13 protein-coding genes and 1 pseudogene are annotated in these 16,513 nt (G+C 70.6%); 2 read left to right on the forward strand and 12 right to left on the reverse strand.

Annotation, left to right across the window (positions count from 1 at the left end):
- Positions 1-9: 9 nt before the first annotated feature.
- The 9 genes from glpD to JWQ05_RS13750 all read right to left on the reverse strand — a co-directional run bounded on the left by glpD (position 10) and on the right by JWQ05_RS13750 (position 8,756).
- Positions 10-1,554 carry a glycerol-3-phosphate dehydrogenase gene (glpD, locus tag JWQ05_RS13710; RefSeq protein WP_299659137.1) on the reverse strand — a complete coding sequence of 515 codons (1,545 nt, stop codon included), beginning with the start codon at positions 1,552-1,554 and terminating at the stop codon, positions 10-12.
- Between the two features lie 194 nt (positions 1,555-1,748).
- A complete protein-coding gene (locus JWQ05_RS13715) occupies positions 1,749-3,029 on the reverse strand; it encodes an MSMEG_0569 family flavin-dependent oxidoreductase (protein WP_299659140.1) in 1,281 nt (426 codons plus the stop codon).
- A 48-nt stretch (positions 3,030-3,077) separates the two neighbouring features.
- A complete protein-coding gene (locus tag JWQ05_RS13720; protein WP_299659143.1) occupies positions 3,078-3,359 on the reverse strand; it encodes an MSMEG_0570 family nitrogen starvation response protein in 282 nt (93 codons plus the stop codon).
- Positions 3,359-4,555, reverse strand: coding sequence for an MSMEG_0565 family glycosyltransferase (locus tag JWQ05_RS13725; RefSeq protein ID WP_299659146.1), 1,197 nt, complete (start codon positions 4,553-4,555; stop codon positions 3,359-3,361). The genes JWQ05_RS13720 and JWQ05_RS13725 overlap by 1 nt, the downstream gene beginning before the upstream one ends.
- Positions 4,552-5,550 (reverse strand): sll0787 family AIR synthase-like protein, encoded by a 999-nt coding sequence (locus JWQ05_RS13730; RefSeq protein WP_299659148.1) that lies wholly within the window; start codon positions 5,548-5,550, stop codon positions 4,552-4,554. The genes JWQ05_RS13725 and JWQ05_RS13730 overlap by 4 nt, the downstream gene beginning before the upstream one ends.
- The gene (locus tag JWQ05_RS13735) at positions 5,547-6,092 is read right to left on the reverse strand and encodes an MSMEG_0567/Sll0786 family nitrogen starvation N-acetyltransferase (protein ID WP_299659151.1); all 546 of its coding nucleotides are present in this window, start codon (positions 6,090-6,092) and stop codon (positions 5,547-5,549) included. The genes JWQ05_RS13730 and JWQ05_RS13735 overlap by 4 nt, the downstream gene beginning before the upstream one ends.
- Entirely contained in the window at positions 6,089-7,192 is a 1,104-nt protein-coding gene (locus tag JWQ05_RS13740; RefSeq protein ID WP_299659171.1) for an MSMEG_0568 family radical SAM protein, read from the reverse strand. Before JWQ05_RS13740 ends, JWQ05_RS13735 begins: the two co-directional genes overlap by 4 nt.
- Positions 7,146-8,207 carry a Nit6803 family nitrilase gene (locus tag JWQ05_RS13745; protein WP_299659154.1) on the reverse strand — a complete coding sequence of 354 codons (1,062 nt, stop codon included), beginning with the start codon at positions 8,205-8,207 and terminating at the stop codon, positions 7,146-7,148. Before JWQ05_RS13745 ends, JWQ05_RS13740 begins: the two co-directional genes overlap by 47 nt.
- A 66-nt stretch (positions 8,208-8,273) precedes the next feature.
- Entirely contained in the window at positions 8,274-8,756 is a 483-nt protein-coding gene (locus JWQ05_RS13750; RefSeq protein ID WP_299659157.1) for an MSMEG_0572/Sll0783 family nitrogen starvation response protein, read from the reverse strand.
- A gap of 359 nt (positions 8,757-9,115) precedes the next feature.
- Between JWQ05_RS13750 and JWQ05_RS13755 the strand changes: the two genes are divergently transcribed.
- Positions 9,116-10,546 carry a PLP-dependent aminotransferase family protein gene (locus JWQ05_RS13755; protein WP_299659159.1) on the forward strand — a complete coding sequence of 477 codons (1,431 nt, stop codon included), beginning with the start codon at positions 9,116-9,118 and terminating at the stop codon, positions 10,544-10,546.
- 27 nt (positions 10,547-10,573) lie between these two features.
- Here JWQ05_RS13755 and JWQ05_RS13760 read toward each other — a convergent pair whose 3' ends face one another.
- The 3 genes from JWQ05_RS13760 to JWQ05_RS13770 form a co-directional block, all read right to left on the reverse strand.
- Positions 10,574-11,116: a TetR family transcriptional regulator gene (locus JWQ05_RS13760; RefSeq protein WP_299659162.1), complete on the reverse strand. Its 543-nt coding sequence runs from the start codon at positions 11,114-11,116 to the stop codon at positions 10,574-10,576.
- 157 nt (positions 11,117-11,273) lie between these two features.
- Positions 11,274-14,381, reverse strand: a complete 3,108-nt coding sequence (locus JWQ05_RS13765) for an efflux RND transporter permease subunit (protein WP_299659165.1) — start codon at positions 14,379-14,381, stop codon at positions 11,274-11,276.
- Positions 14,378-15,463 carry an efflux RND transporter periplasmic adaptor subunit gene (locus JWQ05_RS13770; RefSeq protein ID WP_299659167.1) on the reverse strand — a complete coding sequence of 362 codons (1,086 nt, stop codon included), beginning with the start codon at positions 15,461-15,463 and terminating at the stop codon, positions 14,378-14,380. Before JWQ05_RS13770 ends, JWQ05_RS13765 begins: the two co-directional genes overlap by 4 nt.
- A 539-nt stretch (positions 15,464-16,002) precedes the next feature.
- Between JWQ05_RS13770 and JWQ05_RS13775 the strand changes: the two are divergent.
- Positions 16,003-16,513 (forward strand): annotated as a pseudogene (locus tag JWQ05_RS13775) (TonB-dependent receptor plug domain-containing protein); the annotation flags it as partial.

Below are 16,513 nucleotides of genomic sequence, written 5' to 3' on the forward strand. Positions count from 1 at the left end.
CCTTCGGGGTCAGGCGGCCACACGGGCACGCGCCATGTAGGATTCGAGGGCGGCGACCTCGCTCGCGCCGAAGCGCAGGCCGAGCTTGGACCGGCGCCAGAGCACGTCCTCGGCGCGGCGCGCCCATTCCGCCGCCATGAGGTAGTCGACCTCCGCACCGGTCAGGTCGGCGCCGAAGACCGGCCCGAGCTGGTCCAGGCTGGCGCCCCGCCCGAGGACGCGGGTGGCCCGCGTGCCGTAGGCGCGCACGAGGCGGGCGACGAGGGTCGCCGGAGCCCACGGATAGGCCGCCCGGACCTCGGCCGACAACGCACCGATTCCGTCCCGGGGAAAATCGCCGCCCGGCAGGGTGGCTCCGGCCGTCCAGGTGGGCCCGGCAAGAGCCGTGAGGTGCGGAGCGAGCTTCTCCAGGGCGTGCTCGGCCAGGCGCCGATAGGTGGTGATCTTGCCGCCGAAGACGGAGAGCAGGGGCGCCTGCCCCGGCGGGGCGTCGAGGTCGAGGACATAGTCCCGCGTCGCCTCCTGCGCGGCGCTCGCGCCGTCGTCGTAGAGGGGACGAACCCCCGAGAATGTCCAGACCACGTCCTGCGGGCGCACGGGATCGCGGAAATACGCGCTGGCAGCGGCGCAGAGATAGGCGATCTCGGCCGGGCTCGCGCGCACCGCGTCCGGCGGGCCGGCATGATCCTCGTCGGTGGTGCCGATCAGCGTGAAATCGCGCTCGTAGGGAATGGCGAACACGATGCGCCCGTCGCCGTTCTGGAAGATGTAGGCCCGGTCGTGCCCGTAGAGGCGCGGCACCACGATATGGCTTCCCCGGACGAGGCGCACGCCCGCCGACGCGTTCCGGCCGGCGACCTCCGTGAGGACCCGTGCGACCCAGGGGCCCGCCGCATTGACGAGAGCGCGCGCCCGTGCGTGCCCCACGGCGCCGTCATCCGCGCGGGTGTCGAGATGCCAGAGGTCGCCGACCCGTCGCGCCGCGGTCACGCGGGTCCGGGTCCGGATGTCGGCGCCACGCTCGGCCGCGTCCTGCGCGTTCAGGACCACCAGGCGGGCATCCTCGACCCAGCAATCGGAATATTCGAACCCGCGCGCGGCGTGGCGCAAGGGGAGCCCCGCCTCGTCCCGGGACAGGTCGAGGCCGCGGGTCGCCGGCAGGGCTCTGCGCCCGCCGAGATGATCGTAGACGAACAGACCGAGGCGCAGCAGCCAGGCCGGCCGCAGGCCGGGCGCGTGGGGCAGGACGAAGCGTAACGGCCAGATGATGTGGGGCGCCATGTCCCACAGCCTTTCGCGCTCCATCAGCGCTTCCCGCACCAGGCGGAACTCGCCATGCTCGAGGTAGCGCAGGCCACCGTGGATCAGCTTCGTCGAAGCCGACGAGGTGGCGCCGGCGAGGTCGCCCTGCTCGAACAGCACCACCCTGGCGCCACGCCCGGCGGCATCCCGGGCGATCCCGCAGCCGTTCACGCCCCCGCCGATGACGGCGAGGTCATGGATGGCGTGTTCCCCGATCGCCGGCTCTCGGATCGCCTGCGACGTCTCGGACATGGGACACCTTGGAAATCGGCCCGTACCGCAGGGCCTATCACGAAGCGAAGGTCTCCTCGACCGGTCTTCCGAAATCCGTGTTCCAGGTCGTGTAGGCCCAGGTCGTGTCGGCCGGGACGGATGCCAGACCGCCGATCGCTCACGCGGGGCGGACGATCAGTGAGCGACGGCGGCGAAGGCCGCTTTGGGCGATGCTATCGTGCAGTCCGGGCGGCACGGTGCGGCGACGCCGACGACCGGTCCAGTTGCGCCCGAACCGCGTCCGCCACATGCGCCGCGTCGCGGCCGACGGCCCCGAAGCGCCCCGAGCCCCACGTGTGCAGCCAGGGCAGGCCGACGAAGTAGATGCCGTCCTGGGCCGTCACCCCGCGCCGGTGTTTCGGGTGGCCGGCGCCGTTGAAGACGGGCGCATCGAGCCAGGCGAAGTCCGGGGTGAAGCCGATGCACCACAGAATCGCGCCGATGCCCGTTTCGGAAAGCGCCAGGCGGGTGGCCGGCGCATCCGGCTCCCAGACCGGCCTATAGGGCGCCTGCTCCGGCGCCGCGATCCCGGTCTCGGCGATGTGCTTGTCGATCGCCGCGTTGATGGCGTTGTAGGTCCGGTCGGCCCCGTCGAGGGCGGCCCTGAGCGTGTCGCGAAAGCGCAGGGCGCCGCCTTCGTAATCGTCCAGCACGCCGTAGAGGGCCATCCCTTCGCGGGCGAAGCGGCGCAGGTCGATGTCGCGCCCGCCATCCCGGCCGGTGACGTAGTGATTGGTGTTGTCGCGAACGCCGTCGCGCAGCGGGTGCTGGTCCACCGACATCTCGTAATAGCCCATGTCGGCGAGCCAGGCGACGACGTCCCGTCCGCGATAGAACCGGGCGCAGCGCGGCGCGTCGCCCACCGCCAGATGAACCTTCCGGCCGGCGAGATGCAGGTCCTCGGCGATCTGCGATCCCGATTGCCCGGAGCCGACCACGAGGATCTCGCCCTCGGGCAATTGCGCGGGGTTGCGGTACTGGTTCGAGTGGATCTGCACGAGGGAAGCGGGCAGTTTCTCGGCCATGCGGGGGATGATGGGCTTGAGGTAGCCCCCGGAGGCGACCACGACGGCATCGGCGGTGTAATCGCCCTCCGAGGTCCGGACGGCGTACCCGCCCCCCTGGGCGGGCTCGACGCGCAGGACCGAGACGCCCTCGCGGAGCGGCGGATTCACCTTGGCGACGAAGCGCGCGAGGTAGGCGACGATCTCGTCCTTCCGCATGAACCCGTCCGGGTCCGGGCCGTCGTAGGGATGACCCGGCAGATCGCATTGCCAGTTCGGCGTGACGAGGCAGAAGCTGTCCCAGCGCTGGGTGTTCCAGGTGTGGGCGGCCGTCTCGCGCTCGAACACGAGGTGGTCGATGCCGCGCTGCCTGAGGTGGTGGCTGACCGAGAGGCCGGCTTGTCCACCGCCGACGATGGCGACGGAGACATGGCGCGCGCGGGAGGTCATGGCTGTCGCTCCGTCCGGGGAGGGGGATTTCGGTTCACGTCACGCGGTTCAGGGCTCGAAGGCTTCCACGGTCACGCGTCCGCCCGGATCCTGCGCGCGGGCGGCCGCCTCGATCCGGACCAACTGGTCGAGGGCCGACGTGCAGGCGAACCCGTACTTTTCGCGGACCCGCTCGCTGGCGATGGTGAGGGCCGCGCGGGACTTTTCGACGAAGTCGTCGAGGGCGTAGCTGTCCCCGGGCGCGAAATAGTCCGTCACCACGAGGGACGGCGAGTAGCAGGCCTCCCGCCGGCCATCGGGCCAACGGACGAGGAAGCGCATTTCGGGCATCACGGAACCTCGGTGGGGGCCGGCCAGGCGGTGGGAATCGCTTCCGCGCGGGCGCAGAAATCGTAAGTCGGCAAGTGGTGCGCGGCGCAGGCTCGCCAGGAATGGGTTCGCGCCACCGCGAAGCCGGCCCGGCGCAGACGCGCGCGCACCGGCCCCTCGACGGCCTCCGTCATGGCGCGGGCGAGGTCGACGGGGTCGGCGGGATCGACGAACAGGGTGTCGGCCCCGGTCAGGTATTCGGTGAAGGGTGCGCGCGCCGAGACAATCGTCGGGGTGCCGCAGGCCATCGCCTCCAGGACGCAGAGGCCGAACCCCTCCGTCCAGGACGGGAAGGCCAGCATGTCGGCGCTGCGGTACAGAGCCGGCATCTCGCCTTGCGGGACCGGGCCGGTCTCGATCACCGGGCCACCCGGGCCGACGTCGAGTCCGAGGTCTACGAGGCTTGCCCGACAACGGGCGCGGTAGGCGGCGTGGTCGAGGAGCGAGGCACCCCCCGCCAGGAGGAGTTGCGCCCGGGGGTGACGCGCGCGCAAGAGCGCGAAGGCCTCGATGATCGCGGCGGTGTTCTTGCGCGCCTCGAAGCCGCCGACGCTCAGCACCACGGGCCCCGGGCCGATGCCCCAGCGCGCCCGAACCGGCGCATCCCGCGCGTCCGGCTCGGGACGGTAGACCGAAAGGTCGACACCGTTGCCCACGATCGTCGGCGCGACCCCGAACTCGGTCCGCAGCCCGTCCGCCCAGGTCCGGCTGACGCAGAGCAGGCGCTGTGCCTCCTGGATCGAGCGGACCTGCCAATCGGCCAGGATCGAGTCCTGGAAGCTGTCGATGTGGTGGACCGTTCGCACGAAGCCGCGGATGCGGCGCCGGTGCTTCAGGGTCGCGAGTGCGTTGCCGCCGATGCCGTCATGGGCATGGAACACATCGAAGTCGCAGGCCGCCGGAGAGCCGAAATGGCCGAGGTAATCGTTGATCCGGGCGCGAACGAGATCGACGGTGGAGCCCGACGCCGGCCTCGCCGCCACGGACACGGTCGGGCAGGCCGCCGGCCGGTAGAAGCCGCGCCCCGTCGGGTCTGGGGCATGCACCACCGCCTCGTGTCCCGCCGCGCAGAGCGCTTCGGCCAGGGCCAGGCAATGGGCCACGCCCCCGCGCGGGTTGGTGGAATGCGTGAGGATGGCGATGCGCAGCCGTCTCATGGGTGGCCATCCGGGGCCGTCGAACCGCACCCGATGAGGGGACTCGCCGCAAAGTCCCAGACCACGGCCTCGGCGCTCGCGGCGTCGCGGACACGGGCGACCCGGCTCGCGTCGATCCCGCCGATGACGGCGGCGGCGATGTCCCGCCCGGCGAAGCGGGCCAGGATGGCGGGCACTTGCTCGGGCGGCGCCGCGAGAAGGAAGCCGAAGCTCGGGAAGGCGGTGAGCCAGCGTTCCAGGGCGACGCCCTCGGGGCGCGGGATCGCGTCGAGGTCGATGCATCCGCCGACGTTCGAGCACTCGAACAGCATCAGCGCGGTGCCGACGACGCCCGCCATGCTGATGTCCTTGGCGGCCCGGCAGAGGCGATCTTCGGCGAGCCCCGGCAGGAGGGCGAGATCGCCGCGCAGGCGCTCTCCCGGCGCGCCCGTGGAGGCGTCCCAGTAGGGGTACGGCTCGCGGAAACGTCCGCGCAGGTCGATGGCGGCGATCAATCGGTCGCCCGGCGCCGCGTCGAAGCTCGTGAGCAGGGCGGGGCCGGCGCGCCCCAGCACCGCGACCGCGAGGTTGGCCGACGCGGCGCGCAGGTTGCTGTGCCCGCCCACGACGGGGACGCCGTAGAGCCGCGCGGCCGCCTCGAGCCCCGCCAGGACCGGGTCGGCACCCGCCGCGTCCCTGGCCCAGAGAGCGTCGACCACCGCGAGCGGACGCCCGCCCATGGCGGCGACGTCGCTGAGGTTGACCATGATGCCGCAATAGCCGGCGAAATACGGATCGGCGGCGACGAAATCTTCCATGAAGCCCTCGATGGCGAGGAGCAGGTGGCCGTCGCCGTCGGGAATCGCCGCGCAATCGTCGCCCACCGGGACCGGGCCCATGCGATCTCCCAGCCCGAGCCGGCGCATCACGGCGTCGATGTCGCGCTTGTGGGCCACGCCGCGCGCATCCGCGATGCCCTTCGCGATGGCGGCGAGGTCGAGCGCCACGGCCGTCACGCGGCCCGCCGGAGGGTGATGAGCCCATGCTCGGAATCCCGCATCGGCGGATAGGCGGCGAGATCCGCCTGCATCAGGTGATGCGGGCGACCGTGCAGGGTGGCCTCCTCGAGACTGTGCCAATCTAGGGACTGGAACAGGGCGACGTTGCCCGCCTGGACATGGGCGAGGAAGCGGGTGCAGCCCCGGGCGTGGGCGGAGGCGACCGCCACCTGGATGAGCCCGGCGCCGAGGGCCGCGGTGCCGCGAAAGGGCCGGGCGACGGCAAGCCGTGAGCCCCACCACTCGCCGGGACGCTCCGTCACCGCGTGGATGCGCACGGTGCCCACCACCGCGTCCGGATCGCCGCCGATGGTGGAGAGCGCGCAGATCGGAATCGCGTGCGCGTCGACGCCGTCGCGGTCGTCATCCGCAAACAGCCCCTGCTCGGTGCAGAAGACCTGCCGGCGCAGGGCCGCGCAGGCCCGGCGCTCCCAGGGCGCGGTGGCGAACTTCACCCGGAAGTGACTCGGCCGGTAGGGGGGCACGGGCTCGAAGATCATGCGCCGCCCCCTGAGCGCTCGTAGCTCGACAGGGCCGAGCAGGCTCCGCAGCGGCCGCAGCCGGCCTTGATCCCGGCCGAGGTCATCCCGGCCCGGCGCAGCATGTCGGCGAGGGGCTGCAGGATGGAATGCATGAAATCCGGCGCCGGCGCCGGATGGCTCTCCAGGGGCGTGCCCGAGATCGGCACGAAGGGCACCACGAAGGGATAGACGCCCCCGTCGATCAGGCGCTCGGCCATGGCGAGGATGGCGCGCGGCGCGTCGCCGAGGCCCGCGAGGATGTAGGTCGAGACCTGTCCGCGCCCGAAGACCGGCACGGCGGCCGCGAAGGCATCGTAGTAGCGCTCCAGCGGCACGCTCGCCTTGCCGGGCATGATCCGGGCGCGGACATCCGGCGTCACGGCCTCCAGATGCATGCCGAGGGCATCGACCCCCGAGGCCTTGAGGCGGGCGAACCAGCGGTCGTCGTCGGGGGGCTCGCACTGAGCCTGGATCGGCAGATCGACGGCGGCCTTCACCGCGAAGGCGCTCTCGCACAGGATGGCGGCGCCGCGATCGGTGGCGTTGGGCGTACCCGTGGTCATCACCATGTGCTTAACGCCGTCGAGCAGGACGGCGGCGCGGGCGACTTCCGCGAGTTGCTCGGGACTCTTGCGCGCGATGGTGCGGCCCGCCGAGAGCGACTGTCCGATGGCGCAGAACTGGCAGGTCCTGGTCCGGCTCTGGTAGCGGATGCAGGTCTGGAGCACCGTGGTGGCGAGCACGTCGCGCCCGTGCAGCACGGCGATCTTCGAATAGGGCACGCCGTCGAAGGTCGAGAGCGCGTAGAAGCGCGGCTTGCCGGGAAACGTCGCCCGCCCGATCACCACGCCGTCGTGCTCGATCTCCGAGACTCCGTCCGGGTCGGGGCGCCGGACCAGGAAGGGCGAGTCGAAGGCTGCCCCGGTATGGACCGGCACCATCACGGTGCGGCCCGCGATGGTCAGGGCCTTGTGGTCGGAGGGACCGGCGCCGCCGCGCCGGCTGGCGACCCCCGCGCGGGTGTCGGAGAGCCTAACCCCGAAGGATTGCAGCGCGTTGATCAGGCGCTCCGTCGGCATCCCGGCCGAGACCGGCGGGGAGGGGCGCTGCGTCGAAAGCGGGATGCTCATGGTCGAGGCTCCGGAGGTCGGGCTGCGCGGGGGCGGGGCGATGAATCGTCGAGGCCGGCCGGTCGTCGTGGAGGAGGCTGAGGAGCTCGGGGCGGGCGTAGTGGCCCACCGAATCCATCATGCGCTTGCGCTTCGTCACCAGCGCGAGGTCCATGTCCGCGATGAGGATGCCCTCGCCGGCACCCAGGGGATCGGCGAGGTGGCGGCCTTCGGGCGAGACGATGGCGGTGCAGTTGCCGCCCCGGCAGGCTCCGCGCAGGCGCTCGTCCGGGCAGACCTGCGCCACCTGTTCGTCCGTGAGCCAGCCCGTGGCGTTGACGACGAAGCAGGCCGCCTCCAGCGCGTGATGGCGGATCGTCACCTCCATCTGGTCGGCGAAGATCTGGCCGACCAGCGAGCCCGGGAACTGCGCCGCGTGGATCTCCTCGTGCCGGGCCATCAGGGCGTAGCGGGCGAGGGGGTTGTAGTGCTCCCAGCAGGCGAGCGCGCCGACGCGTCCCACCGCCGTCTCCACCACGGCGAGGCCGGCCCCGTCGCCCTGACCCCAGATCATGCGCTCGTGATAGGTCGGCGTGATCTTTCGGCGCTTGAGCTTCAGGGTGCCGTCGGCATCGAAGACCAGCTGGGCGTTGTAGAGCGAGCCGTGGTCGCGCTCGTTCACGCCGAGCACGATCACGGCGCCATGGCGCCGGGCGGCGGCCGACACCGCCTGCGTCACCGGCCCCGGCACCGTGACGGCGCGCTCGTAGAGGCGCAGGTGCTCCGCCCCCTGCTGGGCCGGGGGCAGCACGAAGGAGAAGTAAGGGTAGTAGGGCACGAAGGTCTCCGGGAAGACCATGAAGCGCGCGCCCTTGCCCGCCGCCTCGTCGATGGCGTTGAGCACCCGCTCCAGGGTTCCGTCCGGCCTGTCGAGATCGGGGGCGATCTGGATTGCGGCGGCCCGCACGATCCGGCTCTCCGACATGGGCGATCCTCCCGGCGATGGTGGCGGCCACGTCACGCGTGGCTGCCGGGGACGGTGGTGCGGTCGTCAGACCGTCCAGGTGTCGAGGATCACCGCGTTGTCGCGCTTGTGCAGGAGGATGCAGTCGAGGACGTCGAGGGGGTTGATCATGCGGATACCCTCGATGAAGGCCGCCTCGCCGTGGCCGTAGAGGGCCTGCGTCGAGAACCGACAGGCATAGACCTTGCCGCCTTCCTCCATGAACTTCGTGATCTGGTTGTTGAAGTTCAGGTGGCCCGGAAACGCCTCGTCGCCGAGCCTGGGAAAGCCGCGCTGGACGCCGAGGGTGATGCCAGGGCCGTAGAGCAGGATCGAGGTCTCGAAGCCCTTGCGCTGAAGGCGGGTGGCCTGGAGCAAGTTCACGAGGCCGATCGAGCCCTCGAACGCCACCGTGTGGAAGGTGACGAGCGCCTTCTGGCCCGGTTCGGCCTTCACGTCCTCGAAGACCTTCTCCTCGTAATCGACCAGGACATCGCCCTTCTTGTGAGGCTCGCGGTTCACGGCAGGCATGGTCTCGCTCCTGAAATGGGCAGGACCGCCGAGGGTGAAGTCCGCGCGGTCGCCACGAGAACATGGCAAACGCCGTGCCAGGAGAATGCCACCAACGGTCCCAGCAATGATCGCTCTCATGATACGTACAATAAATCACTCAATGCCTCGCTCACGAGACGGAAATTGATCTCGGAATACACGCACATGACCTGCCCAGAGCGCATGATCTGCAGGCAAGGACTGCCTCATGACAGGCCATTGCTTGATCGCATTGTCGGGATCTGCTGGCAGGACATCGCGGCCGGCCGGTCCGGTACGCCGATTGCTAGCCATACAATTCGGTTTTGATCGGATCGTCGGGCGAAGGTGGCGCAGAGATGGATGCATCGGGGCGAGAGGGATGGTCGGGCGCGCTCGATCGCGTATCGGCGGCCTGGACGCCGGACCTCAAGCGCTGGGGCAAGCCGCACTATCTCGCCATCGTCGAGGCCATCGCGGACGACATCCGCATCGGCCGCCTCCAGCCCGGAACCCGCCTGCCGACCCAGCGGGCGCTGGCCGAGCGACTCGGCCTGAACTTCACCACCGTCTCGCGGGGCTATGTCGAGGCGCACAGGCGCGGCCTGATCGAAGGGCGCGTCGGGCAGGGGACCTTCGTGGTCGACGCGGCCCGGTCGGGGCGCCCGGCCGAGCCGTCACGGCCGGGGCCCGTCGACTTCACCATGAACCTGCCCCCCGAGCCCGACGGCCCCGCACTCCAGGCACGGATGCGGGCTTCCTTCGCGGAGCTTTCGGGCAACCTCGCCAACCTGCTGCGCTACCAGGGCTTCGGCGGAACGGACGAGGACAAGGAGGCCGCCACGCTCTGGCTGGCGGGCCGCGGCATCGCAGCCCCAGGCGAACGCCTCCTGATCTGCCCAGGCGCCCACAGCGCCCTCTTCAGCGTCCTCGGACAGGTGGCGCGGCCCGGCGACGCCATCTGCGCCGAGCGCATCACCTATCCGGGCATCCGCGCGCTGGCCGCCCATCTGTCCTTGCGCCTCGTCGACCTGCCGACGGACCGGCATGGAGCGGATCCCGACGCCTTCGCGGCGGCCTGCACGAAGGCCGCCCCGAAGGCGATCTACCTCAACCCGCTGCTGCAGAACCCCACCACGGCGACGATGCCGCGGGCGCGGCGCGAGGCGATCATCGCGGTGGCCCGGCGCTACGCCGTCGCGATCATCGAGGACGACGCCTATGCGCGCCTCTGCCCGGCGCCGCCCACGAGTTTCGCGACCCTGGCGCCGGAGATCACCTACTACGTGGCGGGGCTGGCCAAGTGCCTGGGGGCGGGCCTGCGCCTCGCTTTCCTGGTGGCACCCAGCGCCCGCGCCGCCCTGCCGCTCGGCGCCGCCCTGCGCGCCGCAACGGTGATGGCCTCGCCGATCTCCACGGCGCTGGCCACCCGCTGGATCATGGACGGCACCGCCGAGGCCATCGGACAGTTCGTCCGGGCCGAATCGATCGCCCGCCAGCGCATCGTGACGGAGATGCTGCCCCCCGCGATGGTCCGGGCCGATCCGCACGGCTTCCATGTCTGGATCACCCTGCCGGAGGACTGGACCCGCTCGGCCTTTGCCAGCCAGGGCCGCTCGGCCGGTCTCGGCGTGGTGGCGAGCGATGCCTTCTGCGTCGCCGGAGCACCGCCGGAGGCCGCCCGGCTCTGCCTCGGCGGCCCCTCGACCCGGGCCGGGATCCGCCAGGGACTGGAACGCCTCGGGCACGCACTCGAAGGCGCGCCGGCCCTGGCCTCGACCTACATCTGACGAGACACAGCCGGATCTATGGCGAGTTCAGGCGGTGACCGCCACCTGCGCGGCGCCCAGAAACTCCTTCGCCAGCGCCTCATCGTCGACAGCTCGGGCAAGGACGACGGCGCCGATCAGTGTCGCGAGGTTGGCGAGGGCCCGCTGACGGCGGCGCTCCCGCGCGCCCTTCGGTGTCAATTCGGCGAGGAGGTCGGCCAAGCCGCGGACGCCGGCGGTGAAGCGCGCGCGGACTGGGCTGTCCGGGGCTTCGCGCGCCACGTCGTTGGCCAATGCCGCGAGCGGGCAGCCCCGCCCGGGGGTTCGCACATGGTCGACGGAGAGGTAGTTCGACACCAGCGCGGCGAGGTCCCCGCGCCGGTCCTCGGCCAGTGCGCAGTCGAAGGCCTCGGCAGCCAGCGCCTCCTTGTTGGCGAACTGGCCGTAGAAGCCCCCATGCGTGAGGCCGGCGGAGGCCATGATGTCGGCGACACCGACCCCGTGCAGGCCGCGCTCGCGAAACAGACCGGCGGCCATCTCGACCACCCGCTGGCGGTTGAGCCTGGCCTGCTCCTGCGAAACCCTCGGCATCTTCCGGCCCTCCTGGCTGACTCGGGTCGATATAGATTCCAGGCGTCATCCAAAGAAGGCCCATGCCGACATGGCTGGACCGCTGTTGAGGCGCCCCGACTTGCCGCCCCGACTTGCCGCCCCGACTTGCCGCCCCGACTTGCCGCCTCGTCGGCCGTCACGACTTCGCGGGATGCGGCAGCGCCGCCGCCCCGGACACGGGCTGCCGGGAGGCGGGCGAGCGGGCGACCCGGAACCACAGGGCGTAGAGCGCGGGCAGGAAGAGCAGCGTCAGGAGCGTGCCGACGCCGACGCCGCCGATCAGAACGTAGGCCAGCGCGCCCCAGAACACCGAGTGGGTCAGCGGGATGAAGGCCAGCATCGCGGCCGCCGCCGTCAGGATCACGGGCCGGGCGCGGCGCACCGTCGACTCGACGATGGCGTCGTAATCCGACAGGCCCGCGACCCGGTCGTGGTGGATCTGGTCCACCAGGATCAGGGTGTTGCGCATCAGGATGCCCGAGAGGGCGATCAACCCGAGGATGGCGTTGAAGCCGAAGGGCTGGTGGAAGATCAGCAGGGTCGGCACGGCGCCCACGAGACCGAGGGGAGCCGTGGCGAACACCATGAACATGGTGGTGAACGAGCGCACCTGGAGCATGATGACCGTCAGGGTCACGATCAGCATCAGGGGAAACACCGCGACGAGGGCACTCATCGCCTTGGCGCTCTCCTCCACCGCGCCGGCGGTGTCGATGCGGTAGCCCGGCGGCAGCCGGGCCTTGATCGGCTCCAGCAGGGGGAGGACCTGGGCGTGGATGTCCGGCGGCTGGCGTCCGTCGAGCACGTCGCCCTGGACGCGGATATAGGTCTCGCGGTTGTAGCGCTTGAGCACCGCGTCCTCGCTGCGGCTCTCCAGGCGCGCCACCTGGGAGAGCGGGACCTGCCGTCCATCCCGGGTGGCCAGCGTCAGGTCGCCGATCTCCCCGAGCGAACGCCGCTCTGGCCCGGGGCTGCGCAACAGGACATCGACGGAACGCAGGTTCTCGCGGACCTGGGTCGCGGGCGTGCCGTTGAGGTAGCTCTGCAATTGCTGCCCGGCCTCCTTCGGCGTCAGGCCGATCAGGCGCAGGCGTTCCTGGTCGAGGGCGAGGTGCAGGCTCGGCGTCCGGTTGCCCCAGTCGAGGTGGACGAGACGCATGTTGGGGTTGGCCGTCATGACCTCGGCGACCTCCGCCGCGATGCCCCGGATCACGTCGAGGTCGGGCCCGACCACACGGAAGGCCACGGGAAAGCGGATCGGCGGCCCGAACACGATCTGGAGCACGCGCACGCGGGCCTCGGGGAAGCGGCCCTCGTCCACGAGCTTGCGGACCTTGACCCGCAACGCGTCGCGGGCGTGGGCGTCCGCCGTCTGCACCACGATCTGCGCGAAGGCGGGATCGGGCAGTTCGGGATCGAAGGAGAGCACGAAACGCGGCATGCCCTGGCCGACATAGCTCGTGATCTCGCGGGCCTCGGGCAGGTCGCGGATGGCGGCCTCGACCCGCTGCACGCTGGCTTCGGTGGTGGCGAAGGCCGAACCCGTCGGCAGCGTCACCTCGACGATGAGTTCGGGGCGCTCGGAATTCGGAAAGAACTGCTGCTCAACCCGGCCCATGCCGACGACCGCGATCGCGAACAGCGCCACGGTGATGCCGGCCGCCAGCCACTTGTGATCGACCGACATCCGAACGACCCGGCGCAGGCGCTGGTAGTTCTTCGTGGCGTAGATGGCGTCGTGGCCGCCTTCAACTTTTTTGATATCGGGCAGCAGCTTGACGCCGAGATAGGGCGTGAAGGTCACGGCCACGATCCAGGAGACGATGAGCGAGAAGCCGACCACCCAGAAGATGTTGCCGGCGTATTCGCCGGCCGTGGAGGCGGCAAAGCCGACGGGGAGGAACCCCGCGATGGTGACGAGGGTGCCGGTGAGCATCGGCGCCGCGGTGGCGCTCCAGGCATGGGTCGCCGCCTCGATCCGGTCGGCGCCTTCCTCCATGCGCACCACCATCATCTCGATGGCGATGATGGCGTCGTCGACGAGGAGTCCCAGCGAGATGATGAGCGCGCCCAGCGTGATGCGGTCGAAGTCGCGCCCCGTGACCATCATCACCACGAACACCGCCGAGAGGGTGAGAGGCACGGCGAGCGCCACCACGATGCCGACCCGGAAGCCCAACGCCACCAGGCTGACGACGATCACCACCGAGAGCGCGGTGAAGAACTTCACCATGAACTCGTGAATGGCGTCGTCGATGACCTTGGCCTGGTCGGTGATCTTGGTGAAGGCGATCCCGGTGGGAAGGTCGTGATGGATCGCGACCTCCTCGGCGTTCAGCGCCTCGCCGAGCGTGAGGCCGTTGAAGCCGGGCTTCATCACGAGGCCGAGCATCAGGGCCGGTTCGCCGTCGTTGCGGATGGCGAAGCTCTTGGGGTCCTCATAGCCGCGCTTCACCTCGGCGATGTCGCCGAGCTTGAGGCTGCGGTCGCCCGCCGCCACGGGCAGGTTGCGGAGCGCGTCGAGGCCGTCGATGGCGCCGTCGAGGCGCAGATACACCCGGGGCCCCGCCGCCTCGACGAAGCCGGCAGGCGTGACGTCGTTCTGGTTGGCCAGCGCCGCCAGTAGCTGCTGGCCAGTGATGCCCAGCGTCGCGAGGCGCTGATACGAGAGCTCGACGAAGATCTTCTGGGCCTGCTCGCCGAGGATGTTGATCTTCTCGACCCCGGGCACCCGCAGCAGGCGCTGGCGCAGGTCCTCCGCCCGCAGCACGAGGTGACGGTGCGGCAGGCCCTTGGCCTGAAGCGCGTAAAGCGCGAAGTAGACGTCCGAGAACTCGTCGTTGAAGAGCGGCCCGAGCACGCCGCGCGGCAGGCCGGACGCTTGGTCGGACAGCTTCTTGCGCGCTTGGTAAAACTCCGACTGGAGCTTGGCCGGCGGCATGTTGTCCTTGAAGATGACCTTCATCAGCATGAGGCCGGGCCGGACCGTGGTCTCGACGCGGTCGTAATAGACGAGCTCCTGCAGCCGCTTCTCGAGCGGGTCGGCGACCTGGCGCTGCATCTCGTCCGTGGTCGCGCCGGGCCAGGCGGCCGAGACCGCCATCACCTTGACGGTGAAGGCCGGGTCTTCGCCCCGCCCGAGCTTCTGGAAGGCGAAGAAGCCGGCGCCCGTGAGCGCGAGGAGCAGGAACAGCGTGACCGCCCGCTCGCGGACGGCGAGCGCCGAGAGGTTGAAGCCGCTCATCGCGCCAGACCCGGCAGGCCAACTGGCGCCTGGCGCACCTTCTGGCCGGCCTTGAGCAGATGCGCGCCGAGGGCGACGATGCGGTCGCCGGGCTGCAGGCCCGAGGCGATGTCCGCGCTTTCCTCGGCCATGCGGGCGACCACGACGGGCTGGGCCGCCACGGTGCCGGTTTCGGCATCGTACCGCCAGACGGACGCCCCGCGCCCCGCGTCGAACAGGGCGCCGAGGGGCACGGCGACGGCAGCGCTGCGCAGGGCGTCGCCGGATTTCAGGCGTAGCGTCACGGTGGCGCCCAGCGGCGCATCCTCACCGCCGCCCGACAGGATGTAGCGGGCCCGGTAGGTGCGGGTGGCGGCATCGGCGGTGGCCGACAACTCCCGCAGCCGGGCCGGATACGTGGCCTCGCCGTCGGCATAGAGGGTGGCCGAGGCCGCCCCTTGCGCATTGCGCTTGCTGCCTTCGGGCAGGAACACCTCGGCCTCGCGGGCACCGTCGCGCGCGAGCTTCACCACGGTCTGGCCCGCGGCGACCACCTGGCCGGGCTCGGTGGGCACCTCCATGACGACGCCGTCGGCATCCGCCTGAAGCTCGGAATAGCCCGCCTGGTTGGCGATCTGGCTCGCCTGGGCCTCGGCATTGGCAAACTGGGCGATCGCCGCGTCGGCCGCCCCCTTGTTCTGGTCGTAGGTCTGTTTCGAGGTCCAACCGTCGGCCACGAGCTTGCGGCTGCGCTCCTCGTCGGCCTTCGCCTTGATCATCTGGGCCCGGGCCGCCTCGACCGAGGCGCGCGCCGCGTTGAGGCCGAGGGCGAAGTCGGTGCGGTCGAGGCGCATCAGTGGCTGGCCGCGCGTCACCCGATCCCCCGGGTCGACCAGGCGCTCCAGGATCTTGCCGCCGACACGAAAGCCGAGGTTGCTCTCGGTGCGGGCCCGGATGACGCCGGTGTAGCGCGCGCCGCCTGCTTCTCCGGACGCCACGACCACGGTCTGGACCAACGGCGGCTCCGGCGCCACGGCCGTCTCGGCGGGCGAGCAGGCCGCCAGAGCCAGGCCGGCGAGTCCGAGGACAACTTTCTCATCCATCATCGATCTCCACACGCCCGAATCGCTCGCTTTAAAATTATTGTCATCATCTATTATGGCTCGACGGGAACGTCAATCCTGACGCGACGGCCCGCCGGAGGACCGCAGAAGGCTGAAAATCCTTTGTCCAGACAGCCATGATCACCGTCGCCGTTCCTCGGTCGCGACGACGTCCCGTGCGGACCTGCCATCGCGAAGGGCGCGGCGCGGCGATCCGGGCTCGGAGCACACCCACAACCTTTCGACGCGCCCCGTACGAAAACGTACCCATCATGCTCGATCTCGATCGGCCAGATGGCGTAGACCTTGCCCCCAGATGGTTAAGGCGAGGGCCTAGGTTTCCAGTCCTCCCGATGGCCCATCATGGGACATGTTCGATGCAACGCGGCATGTTTCGCCGTCTGATCCGCCGAGGGAACGGAAACCACCCGGTCGCCGCCTGGCCCGCAGGCCGGGTGGCATCAGTGATCGTGCTCGTCCTGGGCAGCCTGATCTCTGGGGGAGGCGTCTGCCCGGCAGCGACGGTCGGGGTGGATGACGATCGCGTGATGCTAGACGAACTCTCCGTTGTGGGTGAGGGCGGCGGGTCTCCCGCCCGCCGCCAGGAGACCGTCCCGTTCGGCGTCGCGGCTCCGCCCGGCTCCGCGCCGAGCGTCATCGAGAACCCCGTGGGTCAGGTGGTGAGCACGGTGGGGCGCGACGGCACCATCGCCGACCGGCCCGCCACCAACATCGCCGCCGTTCTGATCAACAGCCCCGGCGTCACCGTCCGGCCGGGTAGCGGTGCGCGCGACGTCGTCGTCTCGATCCGGGGCAACAACGCCCGCTCGACGGCCGTCATCCGCAACATGGTGGTGCTGGAGGACGGCTTCATCCTGACCCAGCCCGACGGCGCCTCGCGCTTCGACCTCGTGGATCCGCGCGCCTACAGCCGCATCGACGTGTTCCGGGGGCCGCAATCGGCCCTGTTCGGCAACTACGCCACCGGCGGCGCGCTCGCCTTCCGCACCCGCACCGGCCGCGAGATCGACGGCTACGAGATCGGCACCG

Origin of the sequence: Methylobacterium sp., assembly GCF_028290105.1 — a bacterium.
In the GTDB taxonomy this organism is placed as follows: domain Bacteria; phylum Pseudomonadota; class Alphaproteobacteria; order Rhizobiales; family Beijerinckiaceae; genus Methylobacterium.

Bases quoted from the DNA above. Each gene is read 5' to 3' on its own strand.
- JWQ05_RS13735 (WP_299659151.1), bottom strand. From the start codon at position 6,092: ATGATCTTCGAGCCCGTGCCCCCCTACCGGCCGAGTCACTTCCGGGTG.
- JWQ05_RS13720 (WP_299659143.1), bottom strand. From the start codon at position 3,359: ATGCCCGAAATGCGCTTCCTCGTCCGTTGGCCCGATGGCCGGCGGGAG.
- JWQ05_RS13750 (WP_299659157.1), bottom strand. From the start codon at position 8,756: ATGCCTGCCGTGAACCGCGAGCCTCACAAGAAGGGCGATGTCCTGGTC.
- JWQ05_RS13755 (WP_299659159.1), top strand. From the start codon at position 9,116: ATGGATGCATCGGGGCGAGAGGGATGGTCGGGCGCGCTCGATCGCGTA.
- JWQ05_RS13745 (WP_299659154.1), bottom strand. From the start codon at position 8,207: ATGTCGGAGAGCCGGATCGTGCGGGCCGCCGCAATCCAGATCGCCCCC.
- JWQ05_RS13715 (WP_299659140.1), bottom strand. From the start codon at position 3,029: ATGACCTCCCGCGCGCGCCATGTCTCCGTCGCCATCGTCGGCGGTGGA.
- JWQ05_RS13770 (WP_299659167.1), bottom strand. From the start codon at position 15,463: ATGGATGAGAAAGTTGTCCTCGGACTCGCCGGCCTGGCTCTGGCGGCC.
- JWQ05_RS13760 (WP_299659162.1), bottom strand. From the start codon at position 11,116: ATGCCGAGGGTTTCGCAGGAGCAGGCCAGGCTCAACCGCCAGCGGGTG.
- JWQ05_RS13765 (WP_299659165.1), bottom strand. From the start codon at position 14,381: ATGAGCGGCTTCAACCTCTCGGCGCTCGCCGTCCGCGAGCGGGCGGTC.
- JWQ05_RS13740 (WP_299659171.1), bottom strand. From the start codon at position 7,192: ATGCCGACGGAGCGCCTGATCAACGCGCTGCAATCCTTCGGGGTTAGG.
- JWQ05_RS13725 (WP_299659146.1), bottom strand. From the start codon at position 4,555: ATGAGACGGCTGCGCATCGCCATCCTCACGCATTCCACCAACCCGCGC.
- glpD (WP_299659137.1), bottom strand. From the start codon at position 1,554: ATGTCCGAGACGTCGCAGGCGATCCGAGAGCCGGCGATCGGGGAACAC.